The following is a 24,543-nucleotide window of genomic DNA, read 5'->3' on the forward strand; positions in this document are numbered from 1 at the left end:
AGCCGTGCGGCGTTCCTGTTGTAACCGGCAAGCAGCCGGAAACAAAACGGAGGGGAATATGAAGACATCGGGGTCCTTGTACCGCGCAGCATGGGGCGTGGCCCTTCCATTAAGCAGCCTGCTGGCAATTGCGGTTGCCGTTCCAGCCCAAGCCAAGCAGCAAATCAGCGCTTCGCCGAATGCGGAGAAGGCCCAGCGTTTCGATATTCGCAGCAACGACCTTAACACGGCGCTGACTACCTTTGCGAAGCAGGCTGGCATCCAGCTCGTCGTCAACGTGGCAGAGATCAAGACCCTGCCTGCAAATCCGGTCGTCGGGACATTCACCCGCGCCGAAGCACTTCGCCGGCTGGTCGGAAACCAGAATGTCGTTACGGTCTGGCCGTCTCCGGATACGCTTGCCGTGCGTGCGAAGCGGGCTGCCTATGTAAAGGCAAGTGCGCAGCCCACTCCGGCTCCTGCACCGCTCCCCGCGCTCAAGGCGGATGAGGCCGAGACCAAGCCAGCCGCTTGGGAAATCGTCGTCACCGCGCAGAAGCGCGAGCAAAACCTGCAGGACGTTCCGGTTTCGATCACTGCCGTAACATCCGACGCTCTGGTTTCCGGCGGGATTACGACGACGGCGGATCTCAGCGCAGCGGTGCCCGGCCTTAACGTGACCCGCCAGTTGTCCAGCATCGCGCCGATCATCCGCGGCGTCGGCAATTACAACTCGGCACCCGGTGCCGAAGGGGCGGTCGCTGTCTATGTCGATGGTGTCTATCAGCCCGATGCCCATGGCGCGGTCCTCGCGCTGGCCAATATTGACCGGATCGAGGTGCTGCGCGGGCCGCAAGGCACGTTGTTCGGCCGCAATGCGACCGGCGGCCTGATCCACGTCATCACCCGCACGCCAAGCTTCACGCCCACCGGGGACTTTTCAGTCAGCTATGGCAACAAGGAAACGGTCGAGCTCAAGGGTTATCTTAGCGGACCGCTAAGCGACACGATAGCCATCGATTTCGCGGGGCTTCTGCGCGAGCAGGGCAAGGGCTTCGGCACCAACCTGGTGACCGGCGAGGATGCGACCTATCGAAACGAACGGGTCGTACGCACCAAGATTCTGGTCGAACCATCGAGCGATCTGTCCCTCACCCTTTCAGCCGACTACGCCAAGACCGATACCGATCTCGGCAGCAACCTCAGGATTCCGGAAGGTTCGACGACATCGTTCGGCACGCCGCCGCCAGAGAATTTCTGGAGCATCAACCAGGCGCAATCGCACCCCTCCAGCAACGAGCAGTGGGGCGGATACGCCCGGGCCGAGCTCGACCTTGGTGGTGTCGACCTGATGGGTCTCGTATCCTATCGCGAGAACCGCACGTTCGCCAGCAACGATCAGATTTCCGACCCGATCCCCTTCATCAATATCGACCTGCCGTTGGAAAGCGACACGTTCACGGCCGAGCTTCAACTGACATCTGCGCAGGGCGGCTTCCTCGAATGGATCGGCGGGCTGTATTACATGGACAACCGTGCGGGAGTTTATCCATTCGCGATCGGCGGCCCGGGCGTTCCTGTATTGCCAGCCCCGGGTGGACCCTACAGCAGCATCGATCGCACGAACGAACAGAACACCAAGTCCTATTCCGTGTTCGGCGAAGCAGTTCTGAATTTCACCGACAGCACCAACCTGACAGTGGGCGCGCGGCTGACGCGTGATGAGCGGACTTTCACCGGTTCACAGGTGCTGACCACGGTCGGCGGAACAGTGATAACTCCGCCGGTGGTCGAATTGTCTGCCAAATATACCGAACCGACCTACCGGGCCGTTCTCAACCAGCGGCTCAACGATGACATCATGGTCTACGGCTCGTACAGCCGGGGCTTCAAGAGCGGCATTTTCGGCGTATTCACAGTGGCAGGCGACCCCGTCGATCCCGAAACGCTCGATTCTTTCGAAGTCGGTTTCAAGTCGGAATTCGGCTATAGCTTCCGGCTCAACGGGGCTGCATTCTATTATAATTACAGCGATCTTCAGCTGACGAGCCAGACCGACGGGAAAGCGATACTGCGCAATGCCGCCAAGGCGCGGTCGAAGGGTTTCGAACTGGAAGCGAACTGGTATCCGACCGATATTTTAAGCTTCGACGCCAGCTTCTCCTATGTCGATGCGAAGTTCCGAGATTTCCCGGGGGCGGAATTGACCGCGCCGAATCCGAATTTTACTGGAACACCGCCGCCCTTCGTCAATACGTCGACATTCGGGAATGCGGCTGGCAACCGCTTGCCCCGCGCACCGGAGTTCACCTTCTCGGTCGGTGGCCGCGCAGACGTGCCCACTTCGTTCGGCAAGGTCGGGGGTGCGGCCAACGTCTATTACAATGACGGCTTTTACAACGAATTCGCGAACCGCTTTCGGCAAGATAGCTACACACTGGTAAACGCCTCGGCCTACGTCGCGATCGGCGAAGACGAGAAGTATCGCATCACCGTCTTCGGCCGAAACATCTTCAACACCGAATACTACAGCTATGGTGTCGCGAACGTCTTCGGCGATTTCATCGCGCCGGCCTTCGGCGCCGAATACGGCGTGCGCGTGGGCGTAAGCTTCTGATCCCAATGATGTTCAATTCCGTCAGAATCCGAGAGTCGAGGAATCGCAAATGAAGCTTCGCCCCGAAGCTGGATCGCAGCGCCACCGCATGACACGCCGCCAGGCGCTGATCGGCACTGCGACGATCAGCCTTGCCGCCGCAGGTGCAAGCAACGCTTCTGCAACGATGTTGGGGCGCCGTCGGCGTCCCAACATCGTGTTCATTCTGGCCGACGATCTCGGCTATGCGGACGTGAGTTGTTACGGGCGGCGCGATTACGCGACACCCGCGATCGATTCCATCGCGGCGCGCGGAATGCTCTTCACGCAAGGTTACGCCAACTCGGCCGTCTGTTCGGCCACGCGCACGGCACTGATGACCGGGCGTTATCAGGATCGGCTCGCGATCGGCCTGGAAGAACCGCTGATTCACACCCGCGATGTCGGCCTTCCTCCCTCGCATCCGACATTGCCGTCAATGCTCGGCCGCGCGGGGTATCGGACCTACCTGGTCGGGAAATGGCATCTCGGCGAACTTCCCGATTACGGTCCAAGACTGAGCGGTTACGACCACTTCTGGGGCCTTCGCGGCGGTGCGATCGACTATTTCAGCCACAGCCTCATGGGCAAACGCGACTTTTGGGACGACGAAGAGGAGATCGTTGAGCCGGGCTATGCGACCGAACTCCTGGGGCGTAAGGCCATCGAAATCATCGAGAGCCATCGCGATGACGACACACCGTTTTTCCTGAGCCTGCATTTCACCGCGCCCCACTGGCCATGGGAAGGGCCAGAGGATCAGGCGGAATCGCAGCGTCTGCAGGCTGACCCCAGCCTCGATTACCAGCATCTGGACGGTGGCTCGGCCGAAGTTTACGCCAGCATGGTCACCGCGATGGACGAACAGATCGGGCAAATCCTTAGCGCGATCGAGGCCGCGGGGATGAGCGACGACACCATCGTCGTCTTTACCAGTGACAATGGCGGAGAACGCTTTTCCGATACCTGGCCTTTCTCCGGCAAGAAGACCGAGCTTCTCGAAGGCGGCCTGCGCATACCCGCGATCGTGCAATATCCGCGTCATATTCCGGCGGGCAGCAAGAGCGACCAGACCATGATGACCATGGACTGGGTGCCGACGCTGCTCTCGCTTGCCGGCACCTGGCCCGACCCGGCCTATCCACCCGATGGCATCGACCTCAGCGCCGTGCTTGCAGGTGCCGCACCGACATCCCGCACGCTTTGCTGGCGCTATCTCAACCTCACCCAGGAGGCCTGTCGCAGCGGTGACTGGAAATACCTTAAGATTCTCGACAACACGTTTCTGTTCAACGTCGCGGATGACCCGCTGGAGCGTGCGAACATGAAAGAGCGCCGTCCGGACATCTACCAGGATCTCGTGAAGAAGTACAAAGATTGGGAGAGGCGGATGCTGCCGCTCGACCTAGAAGCATTCACCAGCGGTTTTACCGGCAAGGACCTGGCTGATCATTTCGGCGTTACGCAGCGTAGGATGACGCCGGGGCTGGAGTAGTCTGGAACTGGAAGGGGTGGTGTCAGTTTAACAGCAACTCGTCTCCGATTGACACGACGACCCCTGGAAGCAGCCGATCTTAGCCCACGAGCTTCTGCTACTCGGCCAAGGGGGCCAAGCGGCGGGTCTTAGAGGTCTGTCGATCGACGAGGTGGCGTTCGGAATTGAAGTGGTTGTGAAAAGAGGCATGAACCGAGGCGAACTTTTGCAATGACTTCATGCGCCGAAATCGCTGCATCGCTCGCTCTCTTCGTCGAAATGGCAGGTGTGAATTCTCGGCACGGTTGTTGAACCACCTTCCCATCTCGCGACGTTCAAGATTTCCAAGTTCCCGCATAGCAGCAGGGTACGAACGCATCCCATCCGTGACGATTGTCTCAGCTCTTCCGTGTCGCTTCAGCGCCTTCTTCATGAACTCCAGAGCCGCAGCCTTGTCCCGTCTCTTCGTGACGAAGCTCTCCAGCACTTCACCTTCGTGATCGACGGCGCGCCAGAGGTAATGTCGCTCGCCGTTGATCTGCACGAAGACCTCGTCGAGGTGCCAGTGCCAATGCCTTGAGCCCTTCATCCGGCTGACACGTTGCCTACGAATATCCGCGGCGAACATCGGACCGAACCGGTTTCCACCACATCCGAACCGTCTCATGGCATATGTGGATGCCTCGTTCGAACAGCAGATCTTCGACGTTCCTCAGTGACAGCGGAAACCGGACATAGATCAGGACTGCGAGCCGGATGATCTCGGGTGAGGAGTTGAAGTAGCGGAACGGACTGGCCGGTTTTCGAGGACGAGGCATCCAATTGCCCTACCCTCGAACACTCAATTTTCAATCAGGTGCATTTGCTCTGACAAGGCCGACGCGCCTGATAGCGCCAGAGACATGCCGCCATTCTCGTAAGCGTTACGGATTGCGACCCGCAAACCGGCCTGTTCCGCGACTCTGCGCAGGGGTCTCACTAACAGAGACTAGTGCTGGGGTGAATGGCGGAGCGAGAGGGATTCGAACCCTCGATACGGGGTTACCGTATACACACTTTCCAGGCGTGCGCCTTCGACCACTCGGCCACCGCTCCGCATGCCTGACGGCAGAGGGGGCGAACTAGCGCCGCAATCGCGACAAGGCAAGGCAATCATCACGCTTTTTACGCACTGAATTACCTGGCCTTGTCATCGTTACCTTCAAACCACCGCCGCCCCGTTGTCGAGGCGGTGAAAATAGGCGGCCATGGCGCGCGCAGCCTTGTCGCTGAGTTCGATGAAAGCGCGGCGGCGGTCCTGCGGATCGCGCACGCGGTCCAGCAGTCCGGATTCGGTCATCTGCCCGATCCAGCGCAGCGCCGTCGTCGGCGGGACGCAGGCCGCGATGCACAGGCTGGACACGCTGACCTGCTGTCCCTCTGCCTTTGCGGCGGTGAGGTCGAGCAGGATGTCCCATGCAGGGTCGGCGAAAAGATCGCCTTCGAAGAAGCGCGCGCGCAGCTGACGCTGGCGGATGATTTCGCGAACCAAGACGGGCGACGGCAGGGCCACATCGCCATCCGGACGAGGTGCCGCCTGCTGCGTCTCGGGAGCCATGTAGGAAAGCCCTGGCGAGCGGACCGAGCGGCTGTCTTCTTCGCGTTCGCCGGGAAGCAGGTCATCCTGCCCGGTGAAGCCGTCCATCTTGCGCGCGAGCAGTTCCACCTGTTCGGTCAGGCGGACGAGCGCGAGACGGTCTTCACCCGTCAGTTCGTTTACCGTGCCCACAGGCAGGCGGGACAATGCGGTGCCCAGAGCCAGCGCCCGCTCACTCTCTGACGGAGAGACGAGGATCTGGGCCGACGACTGGTCCACGCAACCGAACACGCTGTCGAGCGCATCAGGCGCGGTCGATACGATCATCTGGCACCCGCTGCGCGCGGCGCGCATGTCGAGCCGGGCGAGAGCGGCAAGCAGTTCGGCATCGATGATCGGGGCATCGACGATCACGACATCGCCCAACACAAGAGCGTCTCCACCCGTCAGGCGGGCAAGCGGTTCGGCCTGTCGCAGCACCAGTCCAAGTTCCAGCGCGTGATCGCAAAGCGCCGAACGCACCGCATCGCGGCTAGCAAAGATGGAGATACCGGCCGCGGCCGAACGCGCGGGGCGTTGGGCCGGGGCCGTCTCGTCGAATAGGAATGCTTCGGCGGCCTGAGACATGGAATCGTGCTCCCCTGTTCTAAACACGAACAAGTAGAGAACAAATTGAAAACAAGTCAAGGATGTTTCTGATCCGTTCCGGATCGAAACACCTGTTTTCAGTCCATTAAAGGCCTCAGTCCATGAACGGGTCGCGCACCAGGATCGTGTCTTCACGCTCGGGACTGGTGGAAACCAGCGCCACAGGCGTTTCGATCAGTTCCTGCACGCGCTGGATGTACTTGATCGCCTGCGCCGGAAGATCGGCCCAAGAACGCGCGCCGGCGGTCGTGCCTTTCCAGCCCTCGATTTCCTCGTAGATCGGTTCGACCCGCGCCTGATCGCCCGCGTGGCTGGGCAGATAGTCGAGGATCTTGCCGTTGAGGCGATAGCCGGTGCAGATCTTCACCGTCTCGAACCCGTCGAGCACGTCGAGCTTCGTCAACGCGATGCCGGTCACACCCGAAATCGCGCAAGTCTGGCGCACCAGCACAGCGTCGAACCAGCCGCAGCGGCGCTGGCGCCCGGTCACGGTGCCGAATTCATGGCCACGCTCGCCAAGGCGCTGACCGTCGGCATCGTCAAGCTCGGTCGGGAACGGGCCCGAGCCGACGCGGGTGGTGTAGGCCTTCACGATGCCCAGCACGAAGCCGGTCGAATTGGGGCCGAGGCCCGAGCCACTGGCCGCCGTGCCCGAAACCGTGTTCGAGCTGGTGACGAAGGGATAAGTGCCGTGATCGACGTCGAGCAGGACGCCCTGCGCACCTTCGAACAGGATGCGCGCGCCCGCCTTGCGGACCTTCTTCAGGCGCTTCCAAACCGGCTGCGCGTATTGCAACACGAAGGGTGCGATTTCCTTGAGGTCGGCGATCAGCTGATCGCGATCGATCGGCTCCTGCCCGAAGCCTGCACGCAGCGCATCATGATGGGCGCAGAGACGGTCGATCTGCGGCGCGAGATCGTCGAGGTGATCGAGATCGCACACGCGGATCGCGCGGCGGCCGACCTTGTCCTCATAGGCAGGACCGATGCCGCGACCCGTGGTGCCGATCTTGCCCTTGCCCGCGGCTTGTTCGCGCAGGCCGTCGAGGTCGCGGTGCAGCGGCAGGATCAGCGGGCAATTGTCGGCAATGGCGAAATTCTCGTCATTGATGACGACGCCCTGGCCTTCCAGCTTCTCGATCTCGGACTTCAGCGCCCAGGGGTCTAGCACGACGCCGTTCCCGATGAGGGACAGCGTGCCGGTGACGATGCCCGAAGGCAGCAGCGATAGCTTGTAGACCTTCTCGCCCACGACGAGGGTGTGGCCCGCGTTGTGGCCGCCCTGAAAGCGGACGACGGCATCGGCGCGGCTGGCCAGCCAGTCGACGATCTTGCCTTTACCCTCGTCGCCCCACTGGGCGCCGATCACGGTGACGTTTGCCATGGATAGAGTCCTTCCCCCTGCCCGGTGGATCCGCTTCGCGCCCTTCGACAGGACTCGGCACGAGGGATGGACGTTCGGAGGCAATGGATCGCCCCCGGATGCGCCGCGCGCGTTAGAGGCTGGCGGCGCGTGAAGTCAAGCGACAAGCGCATGATCGTTTCGTTCGGGAGCGGTAAAGCTTTGCCATTCTATCGAAGGTGCCATGCGTATCGCTGCCCTTACTCTCGCCCTCGGCGCGCTGGTCGCCGCCCCGCTCGTCTCGACGATGCCCGCCAAACCCGCCGCCGCGGCCACCGCGACGACGATTCCGGGTGAGGCGATCGACTATGGCTCACACCCCTTGCAGGCGATGGATTTCTATCCGGCATCCAAGGATTTCTCCGGCCCCCGCCCGCTGATCGTGTTCGTCCATGGCGGTGCCTGGGCAGGCGGCGACAAGTCCGATTCGACCGGCGCGGCCAAGATCCGGCACTACACCGGCAATGGCTATGCTCTCGCCAGCATCAATTACCGCCTGCTTCCTGAAGTCGATATCGAGGACCAGGCCCGCGACGTGGCCGCCGCCATCGCCCGGCTTCGCGACTCTTCGAAAGATCTGGGCATCGACAAGCAGCGCATCGTCCTCATGGGGCATAGCGCGGGTGCACACCTTGCGGCATTGGTTGCCACCGACCCGCAATGGCTGGACCGTTTCGACATGCGCCCGGACGACATTGCCGGTGTCGTCCTGCTGGACGGGGCGGCGTACGACGTGCCGGTCCAGATTCGCGATGCCGGGCCGCTGCTGGGCTTTGCCTACCAGATCGCCTTCGGCAGCCGCACCGCGCGGCAGGACCAGCTTTCGCCCGCCCGGCATGCCGACGGCCAGAACGCCCGCCGCTTCCTTCTTCTGCACGTCGAACGCCCCGATGCAAAACGTCAGGCCGAGATGCTGGGCGAGGACCTGAGACGCGAGGGCACCGATGCGCAAGTCATGGCCTTTCCGGGCCGCGGAATGGAGGGGCACAACCTCATCAACGCCATGCTGGGCCGCAGCGATTCGCCCGCGACCGTGCCGGTTGACGAGTGGCTGGCCGTCACGGTCGGAACCGCGCGCTGATCGCCGCGATCGGGCCTGCCCCGGCGCCCCAGAGCCGCCACGCGGTTGAAATCCGGCGCTTGCTAACCACCTAGAGAGACGAACCCGGCGTTTCAGGCGGCCCCCTGCCCCTGCGCCACCTATTCACGATCCATTGGAGTCTTGATGCCTCAGCCAGTACAGACAGCTTTTCCCACTGCCATCCTCAACGACGGTCGCGAGATGCCGCAATTCGGCCTCGGTACTTATGGTATCCCCAACGACCAGGCCGAAGAAACGATCTCCGAAGCGATCAGGCGCGGCTACCGCCTTATCGATACCGCGGCGATGTACGATAACGAGGAAGGGGTCGGCAAAGGCGTCGGTTCGCGGCACGACATCTTCCTGACGACCAAGATCGCCAACGAACGCCAGGGCCATGCCGAGGCGAAGACCGCCTTCCGCGAAGCGCTGGCCCGCATGGGCCGCGACGAGGTCGATCTCCTGCTGATCCACTGGCCCGCACCGGGCAAGGACCTTTACGTCGACACGTGGAAGGCGCTGATCGAACTGCGCGAAGACGGCCGCGTGAAATCGATCGGCGTGTCGAACTTCATGCCCGAACATATCGACCGCCTGATCGCGGAAACCGGCGTTACCCCGGCGGTGAACCAGATCCAGGTCCACCCGATGTGGCAACAGCGCGAAGTCCGAGCCTACAATCGCGACAAGGGCATCGTCACCCAAGCGTGGAGCCCGCTCGGTTCCGGGCAGTTGTTCCGCCATCCGGTGTTGAACGAGATCGCCGCCGAACTGGACGTGCCGGTCGCATCGCTCATCCTGCGCTGGCACCTGCAGCACGGCATCGCGCCGATCCCGAAGACCGACAAGCCCGAGCGGATGAGCGACAACCTCGATGCCATGAACGTGGTGCTGAACCGCGATCACATGGCGCGGATCGACGCGCTCGACCACCCGCAGGGCATGCTCGGCCCCGATCCGATGACGCACGGCAACGACGCCTGATCGCGGACAGGGATTACAGACAAAGAAAAAGGGGCCGTTCTCGCGGCCCCTTTTTTGTGCGGTCAGCGCGCAAGGCTCAAACCTCGCGCGGTTCCTTGCCGTCCAGCACGTGGGTGCAGCCTAGCGCCGCGGCATCGTCCGCTTCGTCGAGCGCGGCCACGGTGTGCCAGCCGATCGTGCGCAGGCGTTTGGCCGCATCGCGGTCGTGGCCCAGTGGCAGGAACAGCCGCTCGACTTTCACGCTGCCCGCACCGCGCGCGATCAGCGGATCGGGGTAGAGCGAAAAGCCGGTCGCGACCTCGTCGTGCCCGCCCTCGCTGGTGATGCGATAGGTACCGCCACGGCCCAGCGCGCCGCGCACACCAGCCGCATAAATCGTGAAACCGAACCACGACTGATATTCGAACCCGTGCCGCTCCGTCGGGTCGAGCGTCAGGCGCGCGGCCCCGTCGATGCGGGCGGCGATCTGCTTCAACCCCTCGATCCGCGAGGCAACGGCATCACCCGCGCCGATCGCAGCCAGCTTTTCGATGGCGCTGTCGAAAGGCCCGGTCGCGTAAAGCAGCGGCAGGTAAGCCTTGCCCCCTGCGGCGACGAGCGAGCCTGCATCCTTGGCATCGAGTTCGCGGCGCACGGCGGAAACGGCGCTTTCGGGCAAGGGCAGGCTGCTACCGGCCAGCGTATCGACCAGGTCGGGCAAGGTGAAATCGACCGAGACATCGTGCGCCCCGGCGGCCTTCAGCGCCTCGATCGCGACGGCGACCGATTCGGCGGCCGCGGCGACGGTATCGTTGCCGATGATCTCCGCGCCCACCTGCAGCCGTTCGCGTTCCGGCTCCAGCCCGTCCCCTTTCAGGAACAGGACCTGCCCGGCATAGGACAGGCGCAGCGGACGGGCCGCGTCCTTCAGGCTGGTGGCGGCGATACGGCCGACCTGCACCGTCATGTCCGAACGCAGCGCCAGCGTGCGCAGCGAAGCGGGATCGACAAATCGGACCATGCGGTTGCGCTTCGTTCCGGCCATGCGGCTGGCGAGCGAGCGTTCGAATTCCACCATCGGCGGCTGAACCGGGTCGTAGCCGTGTCCGGCCAGCACATCGGTCATCGCACGGGTGACGCGCATGGCTTCGGCGGCGAGCGGGGGCAACCGGTCGCTCAATCCTTCTGGCAGTAGGTCGTGGGTCATGTCCTGCATGGCGAGGCGCTTTAGCCACGACGGCCGCACTTGTCGAATACCTATGCGGCCTCAGGCGATCTTTCGGTCAGGCCGGTCTGCGCCACTGCGTTTCGTAGAGCGCGAAACGCGATCGCGCGTGATCGATGAAACGCCGTTCATCCACGATGGCATCGACCGTCACCGAGGTCTGGCTCATGATCGCAACCGCATCGTCGAGCGTGTCGAAATAGGATTCGGCCAGTCCGTCCAGCGGTTCGGCACTACTGCCGACACGTGTCCCGAGCCGTGTTGTGGCATCGACGTCAACGTGGTTCTGGCGATAGCGGACGCCTTCCACTTCCTCGCCCAGCTGGGCATGGCCGTCGAACCACATGGTCATGAACCCGGCGCGGTCGAGCGCGGCAAGGCGGCGCAGCGGCATGACGATGTAGACCGGACCGTCACCGGCCGTGATCGCCACTTCGCGTCCTGCAAAAACCTCCACGTCGTTAATCCGGCCCGACAGCGCCTTTGCCATGCCGGCGACGGCGTCGGTCATGCCTGCCGATAGCTCGCCTTCCGTCGCGACGACTTGCCATGCGAGGTCGAACGGCGGCGGCGATGTGGGCGGGGACATGATGCGGTGATGTTCCAGCTCGGGCATGTCGGCGATCCGACGTGCGAGCCGCGCATCGACGCCTTGCGCAAGATCGGCGGCAAGCTCTTTCGCGGCCACCTGCGCATCGGCAAACACCGCGTCGGCATCGGCGCCGTCTGCAATTCGGGCGTAAAGCGCGGCCTTGGGGCGGCCAATCCGGTTCGCCATCCTATTCGGCCGCTTCGCGCGTGGCGAGGTTCGGGATCTGGCAGGCCGTGTTCGTTGCATCGATCACGGCGAACATCCTGCCGATGCCGACGAACTGCGCCACGTCGAAGCACAGTTCGACGATTTCCTTCTCGGTGAAGCTGCGGTGCAGGCGTTCGAACATCGCATCGTCCACGCCGAAATGATCAGCGGCCATCTGCTGGCCAAAGGCGATGGCGGCCCGCTCACGCTCGTCGAACATGGGCGATGTTTCCGCATTGGGCAGCGCCGCGATCATCTCTTCGGACAGGCCCTCGTCGATCGAATCCTGATAGCGCGAGCCGAGGCAGTTGGCGCACTGGTTCACTTGCGCAACGGCCAGACGCACCTGCTCCACCAGCTTGCGGCTCAGCAATCCGTCCATCTGGAGCGGCCAGTAGAAGGAGCCGAACGACTTCACGATATCGGGCCGGTGCGCAATCGCGCGCAGGGCCGTCGTATCGCCGACCAGTTCGGCCATCTGATTAACCATGCCCGCCATTTCGGGCTCCATCTCCGACGTCTCTAGCAACCGGATCCTTGCCATCGCACATTCTCCCAAATGTTTTGGCGAGGATGTCAGTGCAGCCCCCCCACGGTCACTGCGACAAAGGACAGGGTGGCCCCACGAAAAAAGGCCGGCACCCGACGGCACCGGCCTTTTCGTTTCGGGTGAACGAAACTTTTAGAAAGAAAGCGCCTTCACCGTACGGACGCCCTGCGCATCGCAAATGGTCTTGAGCACGCTTTCCGGGATTTCCTGGTCGACCGACAGCAGCAGCACCGCTTCGCCGCCCGTGGCGCGGCGGCCAAGGTGGAACGTGCCGATGTTGATGCCCGCCTCGCCCAGGATCGAGCCGATACGGCCGATGAAGCCGGGCGCGTCCTCGTTCGAGATGTAGAGCATGTGACCGTCGAGGTCGGCCTCGATCCCGATGCCGAAGATATCGACGAGACGCGGCTGGCTCTTGCCGAACAGCGTGCCGGCAACGGTACGCTCGCCCATGTCGGTATCGACCTTGATGCGGATCAGGGTGCTGTACGCGCCTTCACGCTCGTTGCGGATCTCGCGCACTTCCATGCCGCGTTCCTTGGCAATGAAGGGCGCGTTGACCATGTTCACCGTGTCGGAATACCGGCGCATCAGGCCCGCCAGCACCGCGCCGGTGATCGGCTTGATGTTCAGCGTGGCCGCATGGCCTTCGACTTCGACGCCGATGCGCGACAGGTTGCCGTGCGCGAGCTGGCCGACGAGGCTGCCCAGCTTTTCGGCGAGCGCCATATAGGGCTTGAGCTTGGGCGCTTCCTCTGCCGAGAGCGAGGGCATGTTGAGCGCGTTGGTGACGCCGCCGTTGACGAGATAGTCGGACAGCTGTTCCGCGACCTGCAGGGCGACGTTGACCTGTGCCTCGGTCGTCGAGGCACCAAGGTGCGGGGTACAGATGAAGTTCGGCGCACCGAACAGGACGTTGTCCTTGGCCGGTTCCTTCTCAAACACATCAAGCGCGGCCCCTGCGATGTGGCCGCTTTCCAGCCCCTCGCGCAGTGCCGCCTCGTCGATCAGGCCGCCGCGGGCGCAGTTGACGATCCGCACGCCCTTCTTCGTCTTGGCGAGGTTTTCGGCCGAGAGGATGTTCTTGGTCTCTGCCGTCAGCGGCGTGTGAAGCGTGATGAAATCGGCGCGCGACAGCAGGCCGTCCAGCTCCACCTTCTCCACGCCCATTTCGACGGCGCGTTCGGCCGACAGGAACGGGTCGAAGGCGATGACCTTCATCTTCAGGCCCTGTGCGCGGCTGGCGACGATCGAACCGATGTTGCCCGCGCCGATCAGGCCCAGCGTCTTGCCGGTCACTTCGACGCCCATGAAGTCGTTCTTGGGCCATTCGCCGGCCTGCGTGCGGGTGTTGGCTGCGGGGATCTGGCGGGCCAGCGCCATGATCATCGCGATCGCGTGTTCGGCGGTCGTGATCGAGTTGCCGAACGGCGTGTTCATCACCACCACGCCCTTGGACGAGGCATAGGGAATGTCGACGTTGTCGACGCCGATGCCGGCGCGGCCGATGACCTTCAGGTTGGTCGCGGCGTCCAGCACTTCCTTCGTGACTTTCGTCGCCGAACGGATGGCAAGACCGTCATAATCGCCGATGCGTGCGATCAGCTGTTCGGGGGTTTCCCCGGTGATGACATCGACGTCGCAGCCGTTTTCTTCGAAGATACGGGCGGCGTTGGGGTCCATCTTGTCGGAAATAAGAACGCGGGGCTTGCTCATGGTAGCCTCCTTCAATCTTGGGATTTCATGAAATGATCCGGCGGACACGACGGCCCGCCGGTCAAAAAGGGATCAGGCCGAGAGTTTGGTCCAGGCCCAGTCGAGCCAGGGGCCAAGCGCCTCGATATCCGCCGTATTCACGGTCGCGCCGCACCAGATGCGCAGGCCCGCCGGGGCATCGCGATAACCCGCGATGTCATAGGCAGCGCCTTCGTCCTCGAGCAGCTTGGCGAACTTCTTGATGAAGTCGGTATCCGCGCCTTCGACGGTCAGACAGACCGAGGTGTTCGACCGGATCGCTTCGTCGGCGACGAGATGGCCGAGCCACGAACGCTCCGTCACGATCTGGTTCAGCGCGGCGGCATTGGCATCGGCACGGGCACGCAGGGCAGCTGCGCCGCCCAGGTCCTTGCCCCATTCCAGCGCGAGGATCGCGTCCTCGACCGCCAACATCGAAGGGGTGTTGATCGTCTCACCCTTGAAGATGCCCTCGATCAGCTTGCCGCCCTTGGCAAGGCGGAACACCTTCGGCAGCGGCCATGCGGGCGAATAGGTTTCGAGCCGTTCGACAGCACGCGGACCGAGGATCAGCACGCCGTGCGCGCCTTCACCGCCCAGCACTTTCTGCCAGGAGAAAGTGGCGACGTCGATCCGGGTCCAGTCGATCTTCTGCGCGAAAACCGCGCTGGTTGCGTCGGCGAAGGACAGGCCCTCACGGTCCTCTGCGATCCAGTCGGCGTTCGGGACGCGTGCGCCCGACGTGGTGCCGTTCCAGGTGAAGAGGACGTCGTTCGTCCAGTCGACCTTCGCAAGGTCGGGAATTTCGCCATAGGGCGCTTCCATGACGGTCGGGTCCAGCTTCAGCTGCTTCACCGCGTCCGTCACCCAGCCAGAGCCGAAGCTTTCCCACGCCAGCGTCGTCACCGGGCGTGCGCCCAGCATCGTCCACATCGCCATTTCGAAAGCACCCGTGTCCGAACCGGGCACGATGCCGATGCGGTGGGTTTCGGGCAGTTCCAGCAGTTCTCGCATCAGGTCGATGCAGTACTGCAGACGTGCCTTGCCAAGCTTCGAGCGGTGCGAGCGCCCAAGCGATGCAGTGTCGATTTTTTCGGGAGTCCAAACCGGGGGCTTGGCGCAGGGACCGGAAGAGAAATAGGGACGCTCCGGCAGCGTCGGCTTTGTATCAGTCATTTAAGACTCTCCTTGCAGAGAGCTCGCGCGGCGTTGGGACCGCGTGGCCCGTCGGCCGCTCTAAAGATGGTGCGCGCAGTGTCAATCAGTCTTTGGCCCAAATCGCGCAACTTTCGAAAAACTATGGGCAAATTCGTGATGGGATATGTGCCGCAGGCCATTTGGCTACGGCCCGATGGCCCCTTAAAGTACCCATATGTCGAACCGAATCCGACGCCGCCCGTTCCCCGGCCTGCCGCGCCGCAGCACCGTCGTGGCCGTTCCGGTGCTTTCGCTGATGCTCGCCGCCTGCGCGGCGGAGCGCCCTGCCCCGCCCCGCACGACGACCAGCGCGCCCGTCGCCCGGCCTGTCACTTCGAAAGAAGCGCGGATTTGTCGGCGCGAGCTGGCCGAACAGGGTGCCGATTTCGTGCCGCTGAACGACCTGCTGACCGGTGGCGGCTGTTCCAGCACCAATGCCGTCACGCTCTATCACCTTGCCGGTGACGCCAGCCGGATCGAGGTTACCAACGCCAAACGCATCGCCTGTCCGCTGTCGCAAACGGTGGCGTCATGGGCGCGCTATGGCGTCGACCGCGCGGCGCGCCAGATGCTGGGCAGCGGGATCGTGCGGATAGAGACGTTCGGATCGTACAATTGCCGCAACGTTGCCGGTTCGTCGCGCCGCTCGGCCCACTCCAACGCCAACGCGCTGGACGTATCGGGTTTCGTACTGGCCGACGGCCGCCGGATCACGGTGAAAGAAGACTGGGACGGCGGGACGGAGATGGAACGCCGCTTCCTGCGCGTCGTGCAGGCCAGCGCCTGCAAGCGTTTCGGCACCGTGCTTGGCCCCGAATACAACGCCGCGCACGAGGATCACTTCCACCTCGAACTGGGCGAAGGCAGCTTCTGCCGCTAGGTCAGCAAGGCTCTTCCCAGATGCGCGAATGGTCGTCGGACTGGTTGAGCATCACGCACGGTTCGCGGGTAAGGTCCAGCACCAGATTAGCCGACGTCATCGTGATCCGGTCCTTCCCCGAACGGTAGATGGTCGGGCTGCCAGCGAGGATATCCGCCAGTTCGGTGCTCGAAAGGCCGGGCATCGAATGTCCGCCCATCAGTTCGCCGCACGCGTTGCGGATTTCCGCAGCATCGGCACCGCCGGTCCGCTCCAGCCGCCCGTCTTCGGTGTAGCGCGTCTCGACCGAAGCCTCGTCACAACCGGACAAGGCAAGGCTCGTCTCGCCGATGACGACCCTTTGGGCCAGTTCGGACAGGCCAATGCCGCGAGTTCCTCCGTCCTGCGCCTTCATAAGGCCTTCGGCCCGCCATGGCCCCGCCATCTCGTTCATCGTCGGCAAAGTCTGGAGGCGGACTTCCTCGACCCTGGCCAGCAACAGTTCACTGTCCGCCGCCCGCATCAGGAGCCTTCCATCGGGCCTGATCTCCATCGTCGGGCTCTTGCGGAAGAACGCGAAGTAGGTCGCTTCGCGCTCGTTTTTCTCGGAACCGCAGCTCATCACAGTCTGGGGCTGGGGCCCCGCACCTTTCGGATGATTGAAGCGGCCGTCCGCGACTTTGCCCGCCGCACCCGACGAGTTGCACTCTAGCCTGAGGCCGACCCCACCATTGAAGGCAAAACTGGCAAAGGCGTAAGGTTGCGGATGGACGTAGAGGGGCGGCTCGTACCCGTCGAAGGACAGGACCTGCCAGTCGCCCTGAACCTGCGTGACATTGGTAACGGGGATCGGGTCTTCCGGCACCGCGACCGGCGTTCCGGCCGGTGACGAAGCCGTAGTGTCGGCCGTACCGCAACCGGCCAGAAGACCGGCCACAATCGAGCCGGATATCATGAACAACTTCATCGTTGCCTTCCCGCGCCCCGTTTTCATCCATCTCTGGATGCCACGGCCCTTGATCTGCCGGACAGGGTTAATCGTCCTTGAATAGCGCGCCTGTCACCGCTACTCCGCCGCCGTCATCCGGGGAGTAGCCACCCGCGCCCTATCGCGCGGGCCCGCCGTCGACATACTGGGCCGAGAGGCTCCGGCGCGTGGGGATTGATTCCGGCGAGACTGCGTGACACCGAACCTCCTGTCCGGCCGGGCGGGGGTGCGGTGTTGCTCATGTCTGCTGCGAAGCCCGGCCCGGAGTATCCCATGGAAGCCCTCTTTACCTCCACCGCCGTCGTCGCGCTTGCCGAGATCGGCGACAAGACGATGCTGCTGGCCATGCTTCTGGCCGCCAAATACCGGCAGCCGGTGCCGATCGCCTTCGGCATCCTGTTCGCGACGCTGGCGAACCATTTCCTTGCCGCGCTGATCGGAGCGCAGGCCGCGGCATGGTTCGATGGCGAATTGTTCCGCTATCTCGTCGCGGCGGGCTTCGTCGTCATGGGGCTGTGGACGCTGATCCCCGACAAGTTCGAGGAGGACGACAAGCCGAAGTCGCGCGGCGGAGCCTTCATGACGACGCTGATCGCGTTCTTCCTGGTGGAGATCGGGGACAAGACCCAGGTGGCGACCATCGCGTTGGGCGCGCGGTTTTCGGACGCGGTCATGGTCACCATCGGCACGACGATCGGCATGATGCTGGCCAATGCGCCGGTCCTGTGGCTGGGCGACCGGCTGGCAAACCGCTTGCCGCTGGCGAAGATCCGCATGGCGGCAGCGTTGTTGTTCGTGATCGTCGGCCTGTGGCTGGCGGCGGAAACTGCCGGGCTTCTGGGCTGAACCGCGCAAGACAGGGATTTGCCCGCCGCAGCATGGGCACTAGCTGCGACGGGCCCCCACCAGGTCCCAACCGGACCTTCTGCAGTATCAGTGAAGCCAGTCGCCCATCGACGCTTCGAGGCGAAGTCGCACGGCCTCTGCCGCGTGGCGGGCGCCCAATTTGTCCATCATGTTGCCGCGGTGGATTTCCACGGTGCGCGGGCTGATATCGAGTTCGCGGGCAATCGCCTTGTTCGAACAGCCCTGCGCCAAGCGGTCCAGCACTTCGCGTTCGCGGTTGGACAGCATCGATATGCGGGTCCGCGCGTCCAGCGAACGCTTGCGATATTCGGCCTGGGTCGCAGCCTCTTTCGAGACACGGGCGATGGCCAGTTCCAGCGCCGCTGGATCGAGCGGCTTGGGCAGATAGTCGAAAGCGCCCGACCGCATGGCAGCGACCACGTGATCGATGCAGGGGCGGTTTGCCATCGCGATGACCGGCAGCCAGGCGCCCCGATCGGCCATGGCGTTTATCAATCCGGAAATGCCGCCCGCATCCTGATCGTCGTGGGCAAGGATGATCCCTTGCCGCGGCATGTGTGAAGTCAGTTCGAAGGCATCGTCGTACACTTCGGCGTGGTGTCCCATATCGAACACGGTGCGTGCGAACTGCGCGCGGTTGCGCGGATCGATGTCGACGATGTGGATGATGCTGCGCTTTTCCATGACCGGGACGATGCCCCGGAAAACTGCGTAAGCGCCATTAAGGACGATTCCGAAACGGTTCTAACACTGTTGTTAACCCTTTGAAACGGCGGCAATCCTGACAAGAATGCCGCCATTTTGGATACAAGGCGCAACAGCCTTTACCGTTTACCTCAATCCTGGGTGTCGGTCTGGTCCAGCGAATAGGACGGCAGTGAATGGAACGCGGTGCGCAGCGCCTCGCTCCACCCGGTCGAGATCGACTGGAAGAACGGATCGCTGGCATGGATGCGCCGCTCATGAAGCGGTTCGAAATTGTCCCGCTCGATCACCATGAGGTCGAGCGGCATGCCCACCGACAGGTTCGCCGCCAGCGTCGAATCCATCGACACCATGAGCAGCTTGACCGCGTCCTCGAAATCCATCTCGCGATTGTAGGCGCGGATAATTATCGGGCGGCCGTATTTCGTCTCGCCGATCTGGAAGAAGGGGGTGTCCATCGACGCTTCGATGAAATTGCCTTCGGGGTAGATCAGGAACAGGCGCGGTTCCATCCCGGCGATCTGGCCGGCGACGATGATCGAAGCGGTGAACTTGGGCCCGCCCGACATGTGATCGTTCGATTCCTGCCGCTTGCGGATCGTTTCCGACAGCAGTTCGCCGATCATCGATGCAACGCGGAACATGGTGGGAGCGCGCAGGATCGAAGGCTCACGGTCCTCCGGCGCCTTGGTGCGTTCCTCCAGCAGGCTGATGACCGCCTGCGTGGTGGCCAGGTTGCCCGCCGTCATCACCGCGATCACCCGATCGCCCGGAACGGACCAGCTGTGCATCTTGCGGAAGACGGAGATGTTGTCGACGCCCGAATTGGTGCGGGTGTCGCTCATCAGCACCAGCCCCTTGTCCAGCATCATGCCGACGCAATAGGTCAAGAATTTCGTCCCTTCATACCCTGTCCGGGCGGCGTGCATTGGGTCGCATCACCGCCAATTCGCCTCGCTTAGCGCAAGTGAGGCCTATTGTTCCACCTTCTGCTGCGAAACTTCGAGTTCCACGCTCAACCTGTCGCCGGTTCCGCCGAAACTGATGCCGGTGATCGGCGCGGCTTCGGAATAGTCCTTGCCCGTGGCGACGCGGACATAGCAGGCATCGGGACTGATCCCGTTGGAAATGTCGAAGCCGACCCAGCCCAGGTCCTTGATGAACGCCTCTGCCCATGCGTGCCCCGCCTCTTGCATGACGCGGTCTTCCATCATCAAATATCCCGACACGTAGCGCGCCGGAATGCCGAGATGGCGGGCACAGCCGATGAAGATGTGCGCATGATCCTGGCAAACGCCGTGGCCGGCAGCGGCCGCTTCTTCCGCCGTCGTCTCGCTCGTCGTGCGGCCGGCTTCGTAACGCACCTTGTCGAGGACCCTTGCGGACAGCTCATGCAACATGCCCAGCCGGTCGTCGCTGTCGGCAAGGCCGGAGGTGATCGCCTTCATCACGCTGCCCGGCTTCGTCATCTTCGACTGTCCGGCGAAGTGCCAGATCGGCAAGTGACCGGCATGGCGGCCGATGATGCCGGCATTGTCGTCGGTATCGACCAGTCCCTTGCATTCGATCGTGACGTGGCGGACGCCGGGTTCGACAGCCACCAGCGTCGTCGTGTTGCAGTTGTGGTCCTCGTATTCCAGCTCGCGTTCCGCCCCGTCCATCTCCATCGACCATTCCATGACGGACTGGCCGCTCGTGCTCTTGGGCGTAAGCCGCAGGCGTTGCAGGGCGTGAACGACCGGCTCTTCAAAATCGTACCGGGTGCGATGGGTTATTGCGATGCGCATGGGCAGCTCCGGTCAGTCGGTAAAGCGGTAGTCGGTTTCGACGGCGCGGGCGATGTCGTTGTTACAGGCGATGAAGTCGCTCAGAAACTCGTGCAGCCCCTTGTCGATGACGAGGTCGATGTTCTTGTCCTGCAGCTTGAGATCGGCATTGCGCATGACTTCGTGCGCGTGGACCTCTTCGCCATATTGCAAGGCAAGGCTTTGCAGGTTCGAACGGATCTTCGAATAACAGAACGCCAGCGAACGCGGGAAACGCCCGTCGAGGATCAGGAAATCGGCAATGCCGCGCGCGTCCAACTGTCCTGCATTCAGCCAGCGATAGGCCCTTTCGGCGCCCAGCGACCGCAGGATCGTTTCCCACTGCACGTTGTCGAGGCTGGACCCGACGTAGGACAGCGATGGGAGCAGGACGTAATACTTCACGTCGAGGATGCGGGCCGTATTGTCGGCGCGTTCGATGAAGCTGCCGATACGAGCGAAGTTGTAGATGTCGTTACGCAGCATCGACCCGTAGATCGCCCCGCGAACGAGCGTGGATTCGCGCTTCACGGTGTTGATGGCGTCGGCAAGGCCGGACTGGTTCACGGGCCGGGCGAGGAGGTCGTTGAGCTGCAGGTAGCTGCCGTTCACCGCCTCCCAGACCTCGCTGGTGATCACGTTGCGGGCCGAACGCGCGTTCGTGCGGACCGCCCCGATCAGCGAGCGGATCGAATTGAAATTGTTGCGATCGCGCAGGATGTGGTTCCAGACCTGGATACCGGCATAAGTCCCGTGCTGTTCCTGGTAGCTGTCGCGCATTCCCGCAGTCTCGATGACCGAGCGCCATTCTTCCTCGGCAGTGAGATGATCGCGGGTTAGCGCCATGCGGAAACCGGTATCGAGCAGGCGGGCAAGGTTCTCCGCCCGCTCGAGATAGCGGAACATCCAGAATACGGCGTTGGCTGAGCGTCCGAGCATCGTCATTACTCCTCCAGCACCCAGCTGTCCTTGGTCCCGCCACCCTGGCTTGAATTGACCACCAGGCTGCCGCTTTTCAGCGCCACGCGGGTCAGGCCGCCGGGGGTGATCTCGATGCCGTTGGGGCTCATCAACACGAAGGGACGCAAGTCGACATGGCGCGGGGCGAGACCTTTCTTGGTGAGGATCGGTACGGTTGAAAGCGAGAGCGTGGGCTGCGCGATGTAATTGTGCGGATTGGCCTTCAGCTTCTCGGTGAACCTGGCGATTTCGCGCTTGGATGACGTCGGCCCGATCAACATGCCATAGCCGCCCGATCCGTGCACTTCCTTCACGACCAGGTCTGCAATGTTGTCGAGGACGTACTTCAGCGCGTCCTCTTCCATGCAGCGATAGGTCTCCACGTTGGGAAGCAACGGTTTCTCGCCCGTGTAGAATTCGACGATTTCCGGCATGAAGGAATAGAGCGCCTTGTCGTCGGCGATGCCGGTGCCCGGCGCATTGGCGATCGTGATGCCGCCCGCGCGATAGACGTCCATGATGCCGGGCACGCCCAGCATGGAATCGGCGCGGAAGGTCAGCGGATCGAGGTAATCGTCGTCGACGCGGCGATAGAGGACGTCGACCGGCTTGAACCCGCGCGTCGTGCGCATCTGGACGCGGCCGCCGATCACGCGAAGGTCCGATGCCTCCACCAGTTCGGCGCCCATCTGATCGGCCAGGAACGAATGTTCGTAATAGGCCGAATTGTAGATACCCGGCGTCAGCACCGCGACGACGGGGCGCCCTTCGCAAGCCGGCGGAGCGCAGGCGGCGAGGCTGCGGGCAAGGCGGCGCGGATAGTTCGATACCGGTGCGACTTTCACCCGCGTGAAAAGTTCGGGGAACATCGCCATCATCGTCTCGCGGTTTTCCAGCATGTAGGAAACGCCGCTGGGCGTGCGGGCATTGTCTTCCAGTACGTGGAAGTCGTTCGGCCCCGTGCGGACAAGGTCGATGCCGGTGATGTGGGTATAGACGCCGCCGGGCGGGGTGAACCCGCTCATGTGCGGAAGATATGCCTCGTTTCCGCGCAGAAGCCATTCGGGCACGCGGCCCGCCTTGATGATTTCCTGCCGGTGGTAAAGGTCGTGAAGGAACGCGTTCAGCGCCCTGACGCGCTGTTCGATCCCGCGCGACAGGCGGCGCCATTCCTGCGCGGTGACGATGCGGGGCACCGGGTCGAACGGGATCAGCCGTTCTTCGGCATCGTCTTGGCCATAGACGTTGAAGGTAATGCCGGTCTTGCGGAAAAAGGCCTCCGCCTCCTGGTGCTTGCGCTTCAGTCCCTGCGGGTCCTGTTCGTCAAACCACTGTCGGTATCCTTCGTAGGCAGCGCGTACCCCCCCTTCGGCGTCGATCATCTCGTCGAAAGTGTCGGGGCGCTGTCCGCTCATGCCTGTTCCGTCTGTTGAGTTTGGGGATTGTCGAGATCGCAAGGTGGATCGGCCAGCACGCGGGCCACGGCTTCTATCGCGGCGGGATGCCACGCAAAGCCCATGTGCGTGCAGCGCACCGATAACGAAAGGTCGCGTTCGCCGGGCCGTCCGCAGGCGCAGTGGCGATGGACGATACCGTCCTGCGCGCTCCACAACGCCACCGTCGGCACGGCGGGTTTGGCCGCGATATCCTCGCCCACCGGCGGTTCGTCGACCGGATGGCCGACCAGCCAGTGATAGATGCGCCACGCGTTGTTGCCGTGCATGTCGCCGGAAAAGGGCGAGCCCATCGTCACGACCATTTCGACGTGATCGGGAAGCCGCTTTGCCGCCTCACGCGCGAAGACGCCGCCAAGGCTCCACCCGATCAGCGTGATCTTGCGCCCCTCGGCGCGGGACACGCGCTCAATCCGGGAGAGCAGACGGTCGAACCTGTCTTCCGTCGCCCCCAGGTTCCAGCCAAGGCCCCAATCGGTAACCGAATGCCCCGCCTTGTCCAGCGCGGACCGCATGGCTGCCATGCGCCAGGGGTGCGAACCGAAACCGGGCAGGAGCATGACCGAACGGGGCCGCTCCACCGCCGCGATGCGCGGCTTTCCGTGGATCGCGGAATAGAGATGCGGGAACGCCAGCGAGGCGAATTCGGAAATCAGCAGCCGCGAGGGCGGCGTCGATACCCCTTCGGGCTGCGGACGCGAAGCCAGCGAATGGCGGCGGCGAAATTCGGAAATGATGAGACTGAAGCCACGGCCCGGCTTTCGCGGGGTGGGCAAATCGCGCGAGGCGACAGGCTTTTTCTGATCGTCTGCGTGCGGCAGGCGGGTTTCGACCGCGGCACTGCTGCCGCGTTTCGAAACCTTGCTGTCCTGCGTGGTCGCCATGGTCATCCCGCTTGTCTTAGCAAAAGCTTTCGCAGGTGCAAAATGATTGAACCGCAATTGCGAAGAAGCCGCCCTTCCCTCTCCCAACGCGTCGGACCGGCAGGAGTTTCCGCCTTTCCCGGATCAGCCCTCGCAATCGCCCGTGCGCTTGCTGGTCACGTGCATCTTCATCGCCATGCGCCCGCCCGGAAGGTTCGGCGAAGTCATGTCCATCGCCATCTCCATGTCGGAGCTGGTTTCCGTGCCCGTCCCACTCATCGTCATGGTGCCGCTGGCATCGGGGTTTTCGCAAGTCATCTTGCCGACGAACTTGCTGCCGTCGACCTTGAAGCTGTCGACCGTGCAGCCTTCCTGCTGCGCCTTGGCCAGTTCCTCGAAACCCTTCTCGGCCTCGTCCGGGGTCAGGCAGCGGCTGGTCGTGCGGGCAAGCGAGGAGCCCATCATGTCCTTCATCTGCTTTGCCTGCGCCGCGGGAACGCCGGGCACGTCCAGTTCGATCAGCTCTGCCGTCGACGTGTACTGGCCCGGTTTCGGCCGGATCGCCTTTTTCATCTCGGCAGCGATCGCGTCTTCGCTCATGCCTCCCGGCGCGGTCAGCGTATCCTCGCCCGAAGCGACGCTCGCCTCGTCCGCCTGCTCGGCGCTTTCATCCGAACCGCATGCGGCCAGTGCCAGGGGGGCAAGGCAAAGGATGGCAAGCCTCGATAAAGGGCGGATGCGCATAGTCGTCGTTCTCCGGAAGAAACATGGTCGTCTGT

The 24,543-nt window shown here is 63.1% G+C and carries 21 protein-coding genes, 1 tRNA gene and 1 pseudogene; 6 read left to right on the plus strand and 17 right to left on the minus strand.

What is annotated here, in order from left to right:
• Positions 1-58: 58 nt before the first annotated feature.
• Positions 59-2,596, plus strand: a complete 2,538-nt coding sequence (locus FAX90_RS11725; protein ID WP_144097603.1) for a TonB-dependent receptor — start codon at positions 59-61, stop codon at positions 2,594-2,596.
• A gap of 49 nt (positions 2,597-2,645) precedes the next feature.
• Positions 2,646-4,109, plus strand: a complete 1,464-nt coding sequence (locus FAX90_RS11730; protein WP_240704880.1) for a sulfatase family protein — start codon at positions 2,646-2,648, stop codon at positions 4,107-4,109.
• Between the two features lie 97 nt (positions 4,110-4,206).
• On the opposite strand, the pseudogene FAX90_RS11735 reads toward FAX90_RS11730, so the two are convergent.
• The 4 genes and pseudogenes from FAX90_RS11735 to FAX90_RS11750 all read right to left on the minus strand — a co-directional run bounded on the left by FAX90_RS11735 (position 4,207) and on the right by FAX90_RS11750 (position 7,696).
• Positions 4,207-4,906: pseudogene (locus FAX90_RS11735) on the minus strand (IS6 family transposase).
• Positions 4,907-5,092: 186 nt separating this feature from the next.
• Positions 5,093-5,183 (minus strand) — tRNA-Ser (locus tag FAX90_RS11740).
• A 106-nt stretch (positions 5,184-5,289) separates the two neighbouring features.
• Entirely contained in the window at positions 5,290-6,291 is a 1,002-nt protein-coding gene (locus tag FAX90_RS11745) for a winged helix DNA-binding protein (RefSeq protein ID WP_144097604.1), read from the minus strand.
• 115 nt (positions 6,292-6,406) lie between these two features.
• Entirely contained in the window at positions 6,407-7,696 is a 1,290-nt protein-coding gene (locus tag FAX90_RS11750) for an adenylosuccinate synthase (protein ID WP_144097605.1), read from the minus strand.
• A 202-nt stretch (positions 7,697-7,898) separates the two neighbouring features.
• Between FAX90_RS11750 and FAX90_RS11755 the strand changes: the two genes are divergently transcribed.
• Together FAX90_RS11755 and FAX90_RS11760 are read left to right on the plus strand one after the other, a co-directional pair.
• Entirely contained in the window at positions 7,899-8,795 is an 897-nt protein-coding gene (locus tag FAX90_RS11755; protein ID WP_144097606.1) for an alpha/beta hydrolase, read from the plus strand.
• Positions 8,796-8,939: 144 nt separating this feature from the next.
• Positions 8,940-9,779 carry an aldo/keto reductase gene (locus FAX90_RS11760; protein WP_144097607.1) on the plus strand — a complete coding sequence of 280 codons (840 nt, stop codon included), beginning with the start codon at positions 8,940-8,942 and terminating at the stop codon, positions 9,777-9,779.
• A gap of 76 nt (positions 9,780-9,855) precedes the next feature.
• Here the strand turns inward: FAX90_RS11760 and FAX90_RS11765 are convergent, their stop codons facing one another.
• From FAX90_RS11765 to FAX90_RS11785, 5 genes are all read right to left on the minus strand, one after another.
• Positions 9,856-10,974, minus strand: coding sequence for an ATP phosphoribosyltransferase regulatory subunit (locus FAX90_RS11765; protein ID WP_144097608.1), 1,119 nt, complete (start codon positions 10,972-10,974; stop codon positions 9,856-9,858).
• 67 nt (positions 10,975-11,041) lie between these two features.
• A complete protein-coding gene (locus FAX90_RS16835) occupies positions 11,042-11,761 on the minus strand; it encodes an EthD domain-containing protein (RefSeq protein ID WP_240704881.1) in 720 nt (239 codons plus the stop codon).
• Position 11,762: 1 nt separating this feature from the next.
• On the minus strand, positions 11,763-12,326 hold the full coding sequence (locus tag FAX90_RS11775; RefSeq protein ID WP_240704882.1) for a carboxymuconolactone decarboxylase family protein: 564 nt from the start codon (positions 12,324-12,326) through the stop codon (positions 11,763-11,765).
• A 138-nt stretch (positions 12,327-12,464) separates the two neighbouring features.
• Entirely contained in the window at positions 12,465-14,048 is a 1,584-nt protein-coding gene (gene serA, locus FAX90_RS11780) for a phosphoglycerate dehydrogenase (RefSeq protein WP_144097609.1), read from the minus strand.
• Positions 14,049-14,120: 72 nt separating this feature from the next.
• Entirely contained in the window at positions 14,121-15,242 is a 1,122-nt protein-coding gene (locus FAX90_RS11785; protein WP_144097610.1) for a phosphoserine transaminase, read from the minus strand.
• A gap of 196 nt (positions 15,243-15,438) precedes the next feature.
• Between FAX90_RS11785 and FAX90_RS11790 the strand changes: the two genes are divergently transcribed.
• A complete protein-coding gene (locus FAX90_RS11790; RefSeq protein ID WP_240704883.1) occupies positions 15,439-16,143 on the plus strand; it encodes an extensin-like domain-containing protein in 705 nt (234 codons plus the stop codon).
• Position 16,144: 1 nt separating this feature from the next.
• On the opposite strand, the gene FAX90_RS11795 is transcribed toward FAX90_RS11790, so the two are convergent.
• Complete coding sequence (locus tag FAX90_RS11795; RefSeq protein ID WP_170234967.1) at positions 16,145-17,089, minus strand: META domain-containing protein; 945 nt, start codon at positions 17,087-17,089, stop codon at positions 16,145-16,147.
• 294 nt (positions 17,090-17,383) lie between these two features.
• Here FAX90_RS11795 and FAX90_RS11800 point away from each other — a divergent pair, with 294 nt between their 5' ends.
• Entirely contained in the window at positions 17,384-17,956 is a 573-nt protein-coding gene (locus tag FAX90_RS11800) for a TMEM165/GDT1 family protein (RefSeq protein WP_144097612.1), read from the plus strand.
• An 87-nt stretch (positions 17,957-18,043) separates the two neighbouring features.
• On the opposite strand, the gene FAX90_RS11805 is transcribed toward FAX90_RS11800, so the two are convergent.
• The 7 genes from FAX90_RS11805 to FAX90_RS11835 form a co-directional block, all read right to left on the minus strand.
• Positions 18,044-18,661, minus strand: a complete 618-nt coding sequence (locus FAX90_RS11805; RefSeq protein WP_144097613.1) for a response regulator transcription factor — start codon at positions 18,659-18,661, stop codon at positions 18,044-18,046.
• A 152-nt stretch (positions 18,662-18,813) separates the two neighbouring features.
• Positions 18,814-19,572 (minus strand): proteasome-type protease, encoded by a 759-nt coding sequence (locus tag FAX90_RS11810; protein ID WP_144097614.1) that lies wholly within the window; start codon positions 19,570-19,572, stop codon positions 18,814-18,816.
• An 84-nt stretch (positions 19,573-19,656) separates the two neighbouring features.
• Positions 19,657-20,469, minus strand: coding sequence for a transglutaminase family protein (locus FAX90_RS11815; RefSeq protein ID WP_205700683.1), 813 nt, complete (start codon positions 20,467-20,469; stop codon positions 19,657-19,659).
• Between the two features lie 12 nt (positions 20,470-20,481).
• Positions 20,482-21,426: an alpha-E domain-containing protein gene (locus tag FAX90_RS11820; RefSeq protein WP_144097615.1), complete on the minus strand. Its 945-nt coding sequence runs from the start codon at positions 21,424-21,426 to the stop codon at positions 20,482-20,484.
• A gap of 5 nt (positions 21,427-21,431) precedes the next feature.
• On the minus strand, positions 21,432-22,862 hold the full coding sequence (locus tag FAX90_RS11825; protein WP_144097616.1) for a circularly permuted type 2 ATP-grasp protein: 1,431 nt from the start codon (positions 22,860-22,862) through the stop codon (positions 21,432-21,434).
• Positions 22,859-23,791, minus strand: coding sequence for an alpha/beta hydrolase family protein (locus FAX90_RS11830; protein WP_240704884.1), 933 nt, complete (start codon positions 23,789-23,791; stop codon positions 22,859-22,861). Before FAX90_RS11830 ends, FAX90_RS11825 begins: the two co-directional genes overlap by 4 nt.
• Before the next feature lie 117 nt (positions 23,792-23,908).
• Positions 23,909-24,508, minus strand: a complete 600-nt coding sequence (locus tag FAX90_RS11835; RefSeq protein WP_144097617.1) for a DUF3617 domain-containing protein — start codon at positions 24,506-24,508, stop codon at positions 23,909-23,911.
• Positions 24,509-24,543 lie beyond the last annotated feature (35 nt).

Source organism: Croceicoccus sediminis, from assembly GCF_007570835.1.
Lineage (GTDB): Bacteria > Pseudomonadota > Alphaproteobacteria > Sphingomonadales > Sphingomonadaceae > Croceicoccus > Croceicoccus sediminis.